General features: G+C 66.4%; 10 protein-coding genes. 5 read left to right on the forward strand and 5 right to left on the reverse strand.

The window, feature by feature from the left end; all coding sequences use genetic code 11:
- Positions 1 to 57 precede the first annotated feature (57 nt).
- On the forward strand, positions 58 to 2628 hold the full coding sequence (locus tag M8312_RS04240) for a TonB-dependent receptor (RefSeq protein WP_250119138.1): 2571 nt from the start codon (positions 58 to 60) through the stop codon (positions 2626 to 2628).
- Between the two features lie 44 nt (positions 2629 to 2672).
- On the opposite strand, the gene M8312_RS04245 is transcribed toward M8312_RS04240, so the two are convergent.
- Together M8312_RS04245 and M8312_RS04250 are read right to left on the reverse strand one after the other, a co-directional pair.
- A complete protein-coding gene (locus tag M8312_RS04245; protein ID WP_250119139.1) occupies positions 2673 to 3938 on the reverse strand; it encodes an FAD-dependent oxidoreductase in 1266 nt (421 codons plus the stop codon).
- A complete protein-coding gene (locus M8312_RS04250) occupies positions 3935 to 6394 on the reverse strand; it encodes a TonB-dependent receptor (RefSeq protein ID WP_250119140.1) in 2460 nt (819 codons plus the stop codon). The genes M8312_RS04245 and M8312_RS04250 overlap by 4 nt, the downstream gene beginning before the upstream one ends.
- A 187-nt stretch (positions 6395 to 6581) precedes the next feature.
- On the opposite strand from M8312_RS04250, the gene M8312_RS04255 reads away from it, so the two are divergent.
- Entirely contained in the window at positions 6582 to 6926 is a 345-nt protein-coding gene (locus M8312_RS04255; protein WP_250119141.1) for a PilZ domain-containing protein, read from the forward strand.
- Here the strand turns inward: M8312_RS04255 and M8312_RS04260 are convergent.
- Both M8312_RS04260 and M8312_RS04265 read right to left on the reverse strand, forming a co-directional pair.
- Positions 6923 to 7840, reverse strand: a complete 918-nt coding sequence (locus M8312_RS04260) for a glucosamine inositolphosphorylceramide transferase family protein (RefSeq protein ID WP_250119142.1) — start codon at positions 7838 to 7840, stop codon at positions 6923 to 6925. The genes M8312_RS04255 and M8312_RS04260 overlap by 4 nt on opposite strands.
- Before the next feature lie 24 nt (positions 7841 to 7864).
- Entirely contained in the window at positions 7865 to 9127 is a 1263-nt protein-coding gene (locus M8312_RS04265; RefSeq protein ID WP_250119143.1) for a glycosyltransferase, read from the reverse strand.
- Between the two features lie 108 nt (positions 9128 to 9235).
- Here M8312_RS04265 and M8312_RS04270 point away from each other — a divergent pair, with 108 nt between their 5' ends.
- From M8312_RS04270 to M8312_RS04280, 3 genes are read left to right on the forward strand one after another with little or no spacing between them, the layout of a single operon-like run.
- Positions 9236 to 9802, forward strand: coding sequence for an RNA polymerase sigma factor (locus M8312_RS04270; protein WP_250119144.1), 567 nt, complete (start codon positions 9236 to 9238; stop codon positions 9800 to 9802).
- Positions 9792 to 10760 (forward strand): FecR family protein, encoded by a 969-nt coding sequence (locus M8312_RS04275; protein WP_250119145.1) that lies wholly within the window; start codon positions 9792 to 9794, stop codon positions 10758 to 10760. The genes M8312_RS04270 and M8312_RS04275 overlap by 11 nt, the downstream gene beginning before the upstream one ends.
- Positions 10711 to 13119 carry a TonB-dependent receptor gene (locus tag M8312_RS04280; protein WP_250119146.1) on the forward strand — a complete coding sequence of 803 codons (2409 nt, stop codon included), beginning with the start codon at positions 10711 to 10713 and terminating at the stop codon, positions 13117 to 13119. The genes M8312_RS04275 and M8312_RS04280 overlap by 50 nt, the downstream gene beginning before the upstream one ends.
- 3 nt (positions 13120 to 13122) lie before the next feature.
- On the opposite strand, the gene M8312_RS04285 is transcribed toward M8312_RS04280, so the two are convergent.
- The gene (locus tag M8312_RS04285; protein ID WP_250119147.1) at positions 13123 to 13740 is read right to left on the reverse strand and encodes a TetR/AcrR family transcriptional regulator; all 618 of its coding nucleotides are present in this window, start codon (positions 13738 to 13740) and stop codon (positions 13123 to 13125) included.
- Between the last annotated feature and the right edge of the window lie 43 nt (positions 13741 to 13783).

The raw sequence follows: 13783 nt of genomic DNA on the forward strand, positions 1-13783 counted from the left end.
TGACATCAGCCTCGCGATTTGGCGCACTGCGGCCCTGCAGTTGAGCAGGGGGACATTGTGACGAATCACACGCTGCGCGCGCTTATTCTCGCTTCCACGGCGCTGGCTACGCCCGCCATCGCCCAGCAGTCTGGCGCGGCTGGAGGTGTCAACAATACGCCACCAACTCCTCAGCAACAGAGCCGAGCCGACGGATTCGCCCCTGACACCACAGAGATCGTCGTGACCGCGCAGAAGCGCGAAGAGAATCTTCAAAACGTGCCGATCAGCGTGCAAGCGATCGGCACCCGCCGCCTAGATCAGCTGAACATCTCCAACTTCGAAGATTATACCAAGCAGCTGCCGTCGGTCAGCTTCCAGACCGCGCAGCCAGGCCTCACCACCGTTTACATGCGTGGCGTTGCGACTGGCGGCGATGGCAACCACTCGGGCTCGCTGCCCAGCGTCGGGACGTACCTTGACGAGCAACCAGTCACAACCATCGGCGGCACGCTCGACGTCCACATTTACGACGTGGCTCGCATCGAGAGTCTCGCCGGGCCGCAGGGCACCCTCTACGGAGCGTCGAGCCAGGCCGGCACGATACGCATCATCACCAACAAGCCCGAACTGAGCGTGACCTCGGGCCGCGTCGACGCCGAAATCAACAGCGTCGCCCACGGTGGGGTGGGGGGGAAGTTGGAGGGGATGATCAACTTGCCGATCACCCGCAACATCGCCTTCCGCGGAGTTGCCTTCTACCAGAAGGACGCGGGCTATATCGACAATGTCGCTGGCCAGCGGACCTACTACATCTTCTCGTCCATTCCGGACGTGACGGTGAACAACCGCAACCTGGTGAAGAACAACTTCAACGACCAGCGGGTGTATGGCGGGCGCGCGGCGCTGAAGATCGACCTGGACGAGAACTGGACGGTCACGCCGACCATCATGCACCAGAACCTGAAGGCGGACGGCGTCTTCTTCTATGACCCGAAGCTGGGCGACCTGAAGATCGACCGGCTGTTCCCCGAGGTGCGCAAGGACAAGTTCACCCAGGCCGCGCTGACGGTCGAGGGCAAGGTCGGCAACTTCGACGTGACCTATGCCGGTGCCTATCTGCATCGCCCGACGTTCACATCGAGCGACTATTCGGATTATGCCGACGCCTACGACCAGCTGTATTCGGCCTACGGCGGCCTCGGCTATTTCTATTACCAGGACGCCGCCGGCAACAACATCGACCCGCGCCAGCACATCGACGCGACCGACAACTTCAAGAAGATGAGCCACGAGCTGCGCATCGCCAGCCCGCAGTCGAACCCCTTCCGGGTGATCGCCGGCGCTTTCTACCAGCGCCAGTCGAACGACATCTTCCAGAACTACCTGATCGACAATCTGGCACCCAATCTGTCAGTCAACGGCCTGCCCGGCACGCTGTGGCTGACCAAGCAGAAGCGGATCGACAAGGACTATGCCCTGTTCGGCGAGGCGAGCCTGGATGTCACGCCCAAGCTGACCCTCACGGCCGGCGGCCGCGTGTTCAAATATGACAACTCGCTGTTCGGCTTCTTCGGTTTCGGTCGCGACCCGGCCTTCTTCCAGGGTGCCGACGGAAACCCGCCCCCCAATGGCGCGGGCAGCACCAAGACCGGCGTCGCAGGCTGCTACACCGCCAGCGGCGACACGCTTCGCGATTCACAGCTGAACGGCACGGACACGACGCTGATCACCGCCGGTGCGATTGCCGGAACGCCCTGCACCAACCTCGCGGACTCCGAGAATGGCAAGCTGGTGCCCAAGCGGGCCAAGGGCAACGGCTTCATCCACCGCCTGAACGCGCAGTACAAGGCGTCCAAGGACGTCATGTTCTACGCCACCTGGTCGCGCGGCTTCCGCCCGGGCGGAATCAACCGGCGCGGCACCCTGCCCCCGTATGAGCCGGATTACCTGAGCAACTACGAACTGGGCTGGAAGACGAGCTTCGGGCGTGGATGGCGCTGGAACGGTGCCATCTATCACCAGCAGTGGAAGAAGTTCCAGTTCAGCTTCCTGGGCGAGAACAGCTTCACCCAGATCCAGAATGGCCGCGATGCCAAGATCAACGGGGTCGAGACCGACATCAGCTACATCGGCGGCGGCTGGTCCATCAACGCAACCGGTGCCTACACCGACGCGAAAACCAAGGGGAACATCTGCTCCGATGTCCGCGATGCAACGGCGGACTGCAGCGCAAGCTACACCGCCGCTCCGAGTGGGTCGCGGCTACCGATTACGCCCAAGTTCAAGGGCAACCTTACCGCGCGGTATAGCTGGCCGGTGCTGAGCGATGCGAAAGCGCATCTGCAAGGGGCGGTCTCGTACCAGAGCTCTGCCCCCGCCACCCTGCGTACGCTGATCGACCTCGTCGGCGCACCCCCGACCCAGGCCAACCCGCGCACCATCCTGGGCAATCTGCGGTCGTTCGCGCTGTTCGACGTCGCGGCCGGCCTCGACTTCCGCCGGTGGAACATCGAGCTGGTCGCGCAAAACCTGTTCGACAAGCGCAACGACCTGAGCCGCGGCGTTGCCTGCTCGAGCTGCACGCGCGTGCTGGTGGTGCCGGGGGCGCCACGGACGATCGGACTGAGGGTCGGCGCGAAGTTCTGATCTGTTCGGACAAGAGGCCGGCTGATCCGGCCTCTTGTCCGGCCTCAATGAACGGCCCGGGCCTGGGCCAACGCCTTGGTGTCCAGCCGAAAACGTGGATCGAGGCGTGAGCCTCCGAGCGCCAGTCCAGCGGCAAGGCGGCCCACTTCCGGACCGTGCTTGAACCCGTGGCCCGAGCCGCCGCCGACCAGCACCGTGTCGCTCCATTGCGGATGGCGATCGATCAGGAAGTGACCGTTCGAGCTGTTCTCATATTGGCAGACCTCCGCCGAGAGCAGCGGCGCGCCGCGCAGGGCCGGGAAGCGGCGGTCCCGGTACGCGATCACCTCGGCGAGCGCGGCATCCGTCGGACGGCGGCTCTGAGTGTCTGGATCGACTTCCACCCCATGCGCATCATGGGCGAACTTGACGCCGCGCGCCTCCAGATCGGGGAAGCCGTAGAAGATGTCACCGCCGTTGAAGTCGGCCCAGCCAGGCATTGCGGCGGGTTCGAAGCGTGGATCGGCGGTCGGCGGAGCGAAATAGAAAACCTCCTGCCGGGTCGCGACGATCCGGCGGCCGAGCAGGTCGGGCAGCAGCTTGGGGAGCCAAGGCCCTGCGGCGATCACGAATTTATCCGCGGCGAGTTCACCGCCGTCGCTCAGGCGTAGGGTGGCCAGGCGATTCGAGGTTGCTCCCGGTGGAAGCACCTGCCCTTCCCGATATTCGCCACCAGCAGCCACGAACCGCTGCACCAGCGTCTGCACCGCACGGCGCGCCATCAAGGCGCCGAACTGCGGCTCGAACAGGCCGGCGACGATGCCATCGAAGTCAATCATCGGAAAACGCCGCGCGAGCGCCGCCCGGTCGAGCAGTTCACTCGGGATGTTCAGCTGGCGATGCGCGACAACGCTGTCCGTCAGATAAGCTTCCTCACGCGGGAAGAAGAACAGCACCCCGCACTGATGCAGGATCGGGAGGCCCGCGACGGCGCTGAGCGCCTTCCACTCAGCGAGGCTGGCGAGCGCCATTCGGCTGTAGACCAGGTCCTTGCCGTAGGCCGCGCGAGTGAGGCGGCTTTCGCCTCCTGAAGAGGCCTTGCTGTTGGCGGGGCCGAAGGCGTCAACCAGCGTGACGTGGTGCCCGGAACGGCGGAGGTGCTCCGCCGTCCAGGCGCCAAACACGCCGGCCCCGACCACGACGATTCGGCCCGACGAGCCCAGCGGCGCGGCGCGCAAGACGGCGGGTGCGCCGATCGCCCCGCCGAGCAGGCCGAGCGCGCCCCGCCGGCTGGTTGTCAGGCCCGGCGGGCGACCGCCGGACCGAGTCACTGACCGAACTTGAAGCGGGCGGTGACGCCGATCGTGCGCGGTTGGCCGATGTTGTAGCCAATCCGCGCGCGGGCGCCGCGCTCACGATCGAACGACAGCAGCGGCTTCTTGTCGAACAGGTTGTTCGCGAAGAGCTGCACCTCGACCCCGCGACCAAGGTTCACGCCAGTGGAGACGTTGACCAGCGTATAGGCCGGAAGCTTGAGTGAGCCGAAGTTGTTCACGCCTGACCCGTAGGCACCAGTCACCGGATCGAAGAACAGCGCGTTCGGGATCAGGCCCGCGCCCGGTTCCTGGTCGCCTGGCTGGGTGAAGCGGCTGCCGATGCGCTGGACGCTGGCAGTGGTGAACCACTCGCGACCATCGCCGAGCGGCACGGTGTAGGTCCCGGTGCCGGCCAGCTGGTAGCGCGGCACAGTGGGCAGGCGATTGCCATCGCGAATGCCCGCGATGACCACACCGGTGGTGGTGGTGACGCTGCTGTCGAACTTGGCGTCGGTGATGCTTCCCGCGAAAGACAGTTCGAGGCCCTGCATCGGACGCGCGCTCAATTCCGCTTCGACGCCCTTGGCATGTGCCTTGGGCACGTTGAATACGACGCGCGACGAACAGCTACCCGCGTCGGCCGTGACCTGCAGGTTCTTGATGTCGTTGTAGAAAGCGGCCGCGTTGAAGGTGATACCGCGACGGCTGTACTTGACGTTCGCTTCGTAGTTCCAGAGTGATTCATCGCGATAAGTTGGGCGGTTGCCGAAGGTCTGCGCATCAACACCGGTCGCCCCGCCCGAGCAGAGCGGGATGTTGAGCGGATCGTTGACGCCGCCAAGACGGAAGCCCTTCGCGGCCTGCAAGTTGACGCTCAGCGAGCGGTCCGGCTGCCAGGTGATGATCCCGCGTGGGCTGAAGCCGTTGGACTTGGTCTTGTCACCGATCCGAGTGTCGCCGTTGGCGAAGATGCCGCCCGAGATGAAGTCGCGGGTTTCCTTGAAGTTGTAGAGGCGGCCGCCGGCGGTGAGCTTGATCTGGCCAAGCTTGTAGCTCGCCTCTCCGAACAGCGCCTTCTGCTTGATCACGTAGGGAATGGACGAATTGTAGGGCGAGTCCGGGGCAAAACCGTTGCGGGTCTGCGCCACCGTCACGCCCGGAGCGGCGACGTTGAGGAACAGCTGGCTGAATACGTCGGAGCCCGGCGTCGGCAGCAGCTGCTGATACTTGCGGTCGACGTGGCTGTAGAAGCCGCCGAACACCCACTGGAATGGCCCGCTGCCGGTCGAGCCCAGCCGCAGTTCCTGGGTCCACTGCTTGAGGTTGGTGGTGTCGCGCAGGTTCGACGGAAGGTTCGCGCCGGGTGCCGCGAGCGCCGTTGCTCCGGCGAAGGAGACATAGACCGAGCCGGTGAGCGCCGAGGCGTCGCGGCTGACCAGGATGTCGCGCTTGATGTAGCTGGTGACCGAGGTCACCTCCACGTTGCTGCCCAGTTCCGCGCTGGCGGTGAGGTCGGCAAGCAGGGTCTTGTCGCGAAAGGCTTCGCGCAGCTTCAGATACTGCTGATACTCGCCCAGCCGCGGCTGCGAGGTGGTGAACTGGTTCGAGAAGAGGTTGTAGCGCTCTTCGCGGTTGAAACCGTTCGCCTTGACCTTCTGGTAGACGACGCGCGGCGTGAGCTTGATGCCCGGCGCCGGCTGCCACAGCAGCGACACGCGGGTGCCGATGCGCGAGCCGTCGTTGACGTTCTTGCCGCCGGCCGGGCCGATGGCGTCGATGAAGCCGGGATATTTGGTGCCGTAGGCGACCACCCGCGCGGCGGCGGTGGGCCCGAGGGGCACGTTCACCGCACCCTTGAGGTCATAGCCGACATTGCCGTGCGCGACCGTGTTGATCCCCGCCTCGACCTGCCCGTCCGTATGGCCGAGCCGCGGCTGGTTGGTGATGTAGCGGATGGTGCCGCCGACGCTGCCCGAGCCGAACAGCGTGCCCTGCGGGCCGCGCAGGGTCTCGACACGGTTGAGGTCGAACAGGTCGAAGTCGGGCGTGAACAGCGACAGCGAGACGACGCTCTCGTCGAGGTAGACACCGACCTGCTCCTTCACGCCGGGCTGGTCGCGGACAATCTGGCCGGCCGACACGCCGCGGACCGAGACCTGGCTCTGCCCCGGCCCGAGGTTCTGGACGGTGAGACCCGCGACGTTACGGGCGAGGTCCTCGACCGTGGTGGCATTGGCGCGCTCGATATCGCGCTGGGTCTGGGCGTTGACGGAGAAAGGCACGTCCTGGACCGTCGACGCACGCTTGGTGGCGGTGACGATGACTTCGGTGACGTCGCCGTTCGGTCCCGCCACGCCCGAGCCCGGGTTGGCGGCCTGCGCCTGGGCTTCGCCGGCGGTCTGCGCGGCGGCCGGAACCGCAAGTGCGGCAAGCGCCGCGCCGATCAGCAGCTGAGGCTTGGAGCTGGTCATCGTTCATTCCCCCGAACGTTGTGAAGCTGGGGTGGAGGCTATGCCTCTGCCCGGTCCAGGTGAAGAGTCGGTGAGCTATTCGAAACGCTTCCGTCACAACTGTGGTAAACGGGTCACTAATGCTGACACGAAAGCGGGCCTTAACCCTCTTGGGCGCAGGAAGACGGCGCCGGATGGGAGGACGCAAGTGAGCGGTTTGAGAAAGCGTCAGACGGCCCAGGTGGAGGACCAGCGGGTCCATGACCGGGTGACCGTCCGCTGTCCGGCACGGGTTCGGATCGGCAATCGCCAGCACGCGGCCTATCTGGAGAACATCTCCGCCGGGGGCGCCCGCCTGCGGACGTTCGGGACGATCCGGGACAAGGGCAAGGTCACGCTGAAGCTGCCGGACCTGCCGCCGCTGATGGGCGAGTTGCGCTGGGTCGACGATGCGGCGGGCGGCGTGATGTTCGCGCTGCCGGAAGTGTCCGAGCTGGTCCGCCGCTGGATCGCTGAGCGCAACGCTAAGGGGCGCGACCCCGGCAACGACTAGACCGGCAAGCGTTTGAGGCCATGCGCGCGGAGCTTGCGCCATTCGCGGGCCGCTTCGAGCAGAACTCCGCGTGGCGAGAGGTCGACGCGCTTGACGTCGAACAGGGTGACCGGACCGGCCTCTGACAAGGTATGAAGCCCTCGATCGAAGGGTGCCACATCGTTCGGTGGAGCGATGGCGTCGCCGATCTCATGCGCCGCGGTGGCTGGCGTGAGTTTCAGACGCAGAATCCGCAGCGCGCCGCCATAGGTCCGCCGGCAATCCTGCACTGGCAGAAGGATGGAGTTGCCGTCGGAAATCGCGCGGCCGCCCGGTCGTGAGCCATCAAGGCCGCGCCTGATCGGATTGCCGGGGTGCGGTGTCCATGGCCCCTCCAGACGCTCGGCCGAGGCTGCGTGCAGGGTACCCTGCTTGTCGAACTCACTCGTCGCCGGGCAGTAGAGCAACCACCAGCGGTCTTGATGAAAAACAGGCGTAGCGTCCACCGGCACCTGCGGGAGGTCGATCCGCGCAGCCGGCGTCCAGCCGGTGGGAAAGTCGCTTGCCCGATAGAGGGTCAGCTTTCCTCCCCGATGCGCCTCCGGAAGCATCCAGGTTTCGCCCTGCCATTCGAACACCAGAGGGTAGGACAAGTGCCACGGCTCAGCGAGCGCCGGACCGCGATCGAGCAGCCGGAGGTCACGGTCGTAGGTGAACCGCTCGATCGTGCCGATCCTTACCCGGTAGTCGTACGCTTCGGCGAAGACGTGCAACTGGCCGTCGCGCCAGAGCCCGAAAGGGTCCGCGAGGAAGCGGAATGGACCAGGGTCCGGCAGCCATACGACGTCGGCCCCGGCGAGCGAGCCGCGAGTGAGGACGGCCGTCAGCGAAACGCGGGCAATGCCGCAGCGCCAGATATCCTTACGAAGCGCCACGCCTTGGCTCCTGGTGGAGCGTGCTTAAAGCGCGGTGACGCCTTTGGCGCAATCCGGGGACAGGGCAGCGGTGTCGTTCGCCGCCGTGAGCAGCCGCGCGGGATGCCCGTCGAAGCCGGGCGCGATCCCCACCAGGCTGAGGTACCGCCTGGCGACGGGACCAATGCGGAAGCGTTCAACAAGGTCCGCAAGCTTCTGCGGGTCGGCGGCCGGTCGAGCGAGCATCGCCTCTATCGCCAGAGCCATGGCGGGAACGTTGCCAATGGGAATGACCGTGCCCGCGTCCGGGCTGTCGAGCAGTTCGTGCACCGCGGGCGTGCAATCGGTCGCAAGAACCGGACGACCGGCGGACAGCGCCTCCACGATCACGGCGCCATATCCCTCATGGTCCGAAGGCATGACGAGAAAACTCGCCCGGTCGAGAAAGGGACGGATATCGGGAACATATCCGAGCAGCTCCACCCGTGAACCGATGCCAAGCTCTGTGATGAGGGTCCGCACGGAGGTTTCGTTCGGCCCCGAACCGGCAATCACAAGCCTGGCGGTGGGGTGGCGGACAGCGGCGAAGGCGCGCAACAGATGCTCGACGCCCTTGCCGGGAACGAGGCGGGACGCCGCAAAGACGACGGGCGAAGCCGGGTCGATCGGCGAACACAACGGGCCGCGTTCGTCGCCAAGCGCCGGAAGCGGAATTGCGGTGATGTCGTTCCGGCCGAGCATCCTCATCGCCTGGCGGGCAGCGCCCCAGCACATGCCGACGACCTGATCCACGCCCCTCAGTTTCTGCCGCATCCGGAGTTCGAAGACGCGCTGCCGAAGAGCGCCCCTTTGCGGCTTCTGCAGGGCGGCGCTGATCTGCGCGATGATGCGCGGACGACATTCCGGTGGGAGCGTCGCAAGCGGCCGGGCGACAGGCCAGTGGGTGTTACCGGGGACGTAGACGGCGGCCACTGGAAACGCCCCGAAGTGAACGCGCGCGGCCTGGCCGAGACGGCGGAGGGAACCACGCTCACGGCGGATTGGCTCGGCGGGGCTGTGGACCATCACCGATGGGTGGAGCAGGTCCATCAACGGACCTGTTCGCGCACCGCAGAAAATCTCGACCTCGACGCCAAGCTCGGACCATTTGTTCGCAAGGCGGACGGCAATGCGTTCGGTGCCCCCAAGGGCAAAGTCGTGGATCACAATGCCCACCCGAGGACGCGGGCGAGCCTCACGGGCGTCGTGCGCGGGAATGCGAATGCCGAAGGAGCGGTGAGCGGAAGAAAGCGCGGCGGCCCAGACCATAGTTTTTTCGTACAATCGTCGGTGGTGACTATTGGGTAGACGACGCCTGAGCGGCAAAGCCGCAGCGCATTACTTGCATTTAATCTTTGCTCCTCCGATGCTTGCCGCATGGAAGGCGGGGCGGCAGGGCTGAAGGCAGTATTCCTTGCGCAGCGGCCGTTGCTGCTGCGCATGCTGACCGCCCGCCTTCAGAGCGCAGCCGACGCCGAGGACGTGCTTCAGGATTTGTGGCTGAAGCTCGATCAGATCGGCAGCCGTCCCATCAGCGCCCCCGGCCCTTTGCTGTTCCGAGCGGCCACCAACCTTGCCACCGACCGTCGCATCGCCGCGAGCCGGCGCGCGGCCCGCGACTCCGCCTGGGCGCAATATCAGCCGGGTCCGGACGAAATGCCGGGCATCGAACGGGCGATGCTCGCGCGGGAAACCGTCGAGCAGGCGAACCAGGTCATCGAGAGGATGCCGCCAAGAATGGCGGCGGCCTTGCGGCTCTTTCGGATCGAAGGGCGAGGCCAGCGCGAGATCGCCGAGCAGCTGGGTGTGAGCGTCAGCGCGGTCGAGAAACTGCTCCGCAAGGCTTATCACCAGATACTTACGGTTGCGAAGGAGCATGCGGGTGAGGAACCGTCGCTGCGGCGGCGTCTAGAGAGCGAAAGGCGGTCCGGACGTGACGATTGAGGGTGGATCAGTGCTGGACGAGGCGATTGCCTGGCACCTCCGCCTTGCGACGGGGGATGAGGCCGATTGGGAAGCCTTCACCCTGTGGCTGGAGGCGTCACCAAGCCATGCGCTGGCCTATGACCAGGTAACGATGACCGATGGGCTGCTGGCGGACTCGGATGCGCTGGCGCAAGCCGAACTGTTGCGCGCGGCCGACAATGCAAATGACAACCTGCCAGCGCCTGTGCGCGGGAAATGGTGGCTGGTCGGCTTCGTGGCGAGTGTCGCAACCGCAGCAGCCGTGACATTGGCGATCCTCCCTGGCGTCGGCCGGGAGCCGCCATCGACCATCTATGAAACGCCAACGGGCGTCGCCCGGACAGTGGAGATGGCTGACGGCTCCAGGGTCGAACTGGGCGGCGGCTCGCGCCTGACGGTCGATGGCGCGACGCCACGGCTGGCGGCGCTCGACCGTGGCGAGGCCGTGTTCCACGTCCGGCACGATCCTGCCCGGCCGTTCACGGTCAAGGTCAATGACGTGGCCGTTGAGGATCTGGGCACCGTGTTCTCGATCAGACGGGACAGTGACGCCGTGCGGGTCGCGGTGGCGGAGGGATCGGTCGGCGTGAGCCGGGCCGCCCGCCGGGTGACGCTTGGTCCTGGAGAAATCGCAACCGCGACGCAGGGCGACATCGCCGCCGGTCGGATCGACCCGAAGGCGGTCGGAAGCTGGCGTAACCGCAGGCTGACCTTCCAGGGTGAACCGCTGTCGATCGTCGTGGAGCGGCTTAATCGTTTGTACGCACTGCATATCTCGCTGGCGCAGAACTTGTCGGGCAGGCCGTTTACCGGCATGGTCCAGCTGACTGGAGATGCCGCGCGTGATGTTCCGCACCTGGCGGCCTTGATTGGGACAAGCTGGCGGCGTGACGGCGAAGGATGGCTTTTGTCGAGCGCGGACTCGAGTCAGCGCTAGGACGCTCGCCGCCGCGCTGGCGCTGTTCGCAAGCACCTCGGCAAGCGCCGCCCCACCCTCCACCATCGACATCCCGGATGCGACGCTTGATGTCGCGGTGCTTGCGCTGGCGCGTCAGTCCGGTGCCGAGATCGTCAGCACGGAGCCGGACCTCAACCGTATCCGCTCGAGACCGGTTCGTGGCCACCTCCCCGTCGAGGAGGCGCTTGCGAGATTGCTCGCGGAAACGGCGTTCGAGGCCAGCAGACTGAGCAACGGGGCGTTCGTCATCCGCAGACGAGCCAAGCAGCCGTCGCCGGTCAGGAAGCGGCGTCCGAGCGAAGTGCCGATGGTGCGGCGACCGCTTGCCCCGGAGCCGCCCGCCCCCGTCATCATTGTTCAGGCAAGCAAGCAGCAGACCCCCCTGATCCGATACCCGGGCACCGTCACGTCGGTCAGCGCGGTCGACGCGCTCCGCGCCGGCTCGAGTGGCCGTGCCCGCGACCTCACCGACCTGGGCGAACGCCTCCCGGTGCTGCAGGGCACGCACCTGGGTCCGGGTCGCGACAAGCTGTTCATTCGCGGGATCGCCGACAGCAGCTTCAACGGCAGCACCCAGTCGCCGACGAGCCTCTACTGGGACGATGTTCAGCTCAACTACACTGGGCCCGACCCCGGCTTGCGGCTGTATGACGTCGGCAGCGTGGACGTCCTCGAAGGCCCCCAGGGCACCTTGTACGGAAGCGGCGCCATTGGCGGGGTGATCAGGGTCAACTCCAATCCGGTCGACCTTCATGCTCGCGCCGGGGCCGCCACCGTCGGCTTCACCGCTACGCAGTCCGGGGAAGCAGGAGCGGACGGTGCGGCGATGGTCAACTTGCCGCTGCTGGACGGAGTGCTCGGTTTGCGGGCGGTGGGCTATGCCAGCAGCGAGGGCGGATATCTGCACGACGTTCGCCGCGGCAAGGCCGACATCAACCGGACCTTCACCCGCGGCGGGCGGCTGACCGTGCGCCTTCGTCCTGGTGACGGCTGGCAAGTGGAAGCCGGTGGCGTGTTGCAGGCGATCCGGTCACGCGACGGTCAATATGCGCTGCGCAGTGCGCCCCCGCTTGCCCGCCGCTCGGCAATGGCCGAACCCTATCGCAATCAGATCGCGCTGGGGCGGCTGTCGCTGTCCCGTCCGTGGGAGTCCGGGCTGGAGCTTCAGTCGACCACGGCGATCGTGGGTTACCGCTCGACCGACCAGTTCGATGCGAGCGCGCTGTCCGGACGGTTGCCTGTCACCTACGTCGCCGAACGCCGCAAGCGGCTGCTCAGCCATGAGAGCCGGCTGAGCCGCTCCGCCGCCGACGGGTCGAGCTGGGTCGTCGGCGTGAGCCTGATCGACAATCGCGACCAGCTGTCGCGCACCTTTGTGTTTGTCGATTCGCCGGTGACGGTGACGGGAGTCACCAACCGCACCTCGTCCGTCTCCGCGTTCGTGGAAGGCACGCGTCATCTTACCCCGAAGCTTTCGGCGACGCTTGGCGCCCGCTTCACCGCCGCACGGGTGGACGGCGAGCCGTCGACCAGCCTGCGCGCCGCTTCGGTCGTTCGGGGCCATCCGACGCGGCGGGTCGATCCGACGCTGGCCCTGTCCTGGCTGGTCCGGCCGGATACGACCATCTTCGGACGGCTTCAGTCCGGCTTTCGTACCGGCGGCCTCGCTGTGGCGCCTGGCATCGGACGAGTCAGCGATTTCGAGAGCGACACCGTCCGAATGGCGGAGCTTGGGTTCCGCCGCCTGCGGCAGGGAGCGGCGGGCGTCTCGCTAAGCAGCAGCGTGTCCCTGACCCACTGGAACGACATCCAGGCCGACCTCATCACCCGCCGCGGAGCGCCCAGCACGGTGAACCTCGGCGACGCGCGGATCCTTGCCTGGGAGGGAAGCGCGGAGTGGTCGCCGGTGCCTGACCTCACTGCCAAGGGGTCCTTCCTGCTGAGCCGCAACCGGGTAACGGGGAGCATGGCCCGCCTGTCGCAACGCCACAATCGGCGTCTGCCGGACACGCCCCTGTTCTCGGCATCGGGCGAGCTTGGCTATCGCTGGCGTGAGGTACCGGGCCAACCCAGCGTGCGCGTGACGGGCAGCTACATCGGGCGGTCGGTGCTGGGGACCGGCGACCTGTTCGACATATCGCAGGGGCGCTACCTGTTGCTGGGAGCGACGGTGGGAGCCGACTGGCAGGGCTATCACTGGTCCTTGTCGGCGGAGAACCTCGGCAACGCGCGGGCCAATCGCTTCTCGTTCGGCAATCCCTTTACCCTCGCGACCCGCGAGCAGATCACCCCGCTGCGCCCACGCAGCGTCCGGCTGGGCGTGTCGACCCGCTGGTAAGGGTCAGTCCTGTGGACGCCAGCAGAGCATGAAGCTTGCAACGGCGGTATCGACCTCGGCGGCGCGCTGCTCGTCCGGATAGTCTTCCACCAGGCCGAGCAGCAGCCAGTGCCAGGAGCGCGCCTGGAGCAGGCCGACGAACTGGCTGGCGGCAAGCGCGGGATCGGCGCGGCGCAAGTCGCCCCGCTCCATCGCTGCTTCAACCAGACCCGCGAGCCGCGCCTTGCCCCGTGCCGGGCCACGCTCGAAGAACAAGCGCGCCATTTCCGGGAAGCGCGACGCTTCGCCGATCACCAAGCGCTGGAGGTCGATCATCGGCGGGCTCAGCACGGTGTCGAGCAGGGCGCGGCCGAACAGGCGCAGTTGGTCGGCGATCGGCTCCGCCGGATCGATCGGGGTGGTGAGCGCGCGGCCGTAGCGTTCGACAAGGTCGTCGCACACGGCCGCGAACAGTGCTTCCTTGCTTGGGAAATAGGTCCACAAGGTCGTCTTGGAGCCACCGGCGATGGCTGCGATGCGCGACATGGAGGTGGCGCCAAAACCATGCTCGAAGAAGGCCTCTCGGGCGATGCCGATCAGCCGGGCGCGCCGGCGCTCCACCGGGCAGTGAGGCTCAGTCAAGGTTTCTATACCGGCCAGTATCTTTCTCCTTGACTTGCCTGGA

This window comes from Sphingomonas sp. KRR8, from assembly GCF_023559245.1.
Taxonomy (GTDB): Bacteria; Pseudomonadota; Alphaproteobacteria; order Sphingomonadales; family Sphingomonadaceae; genus Sphingomicrobium.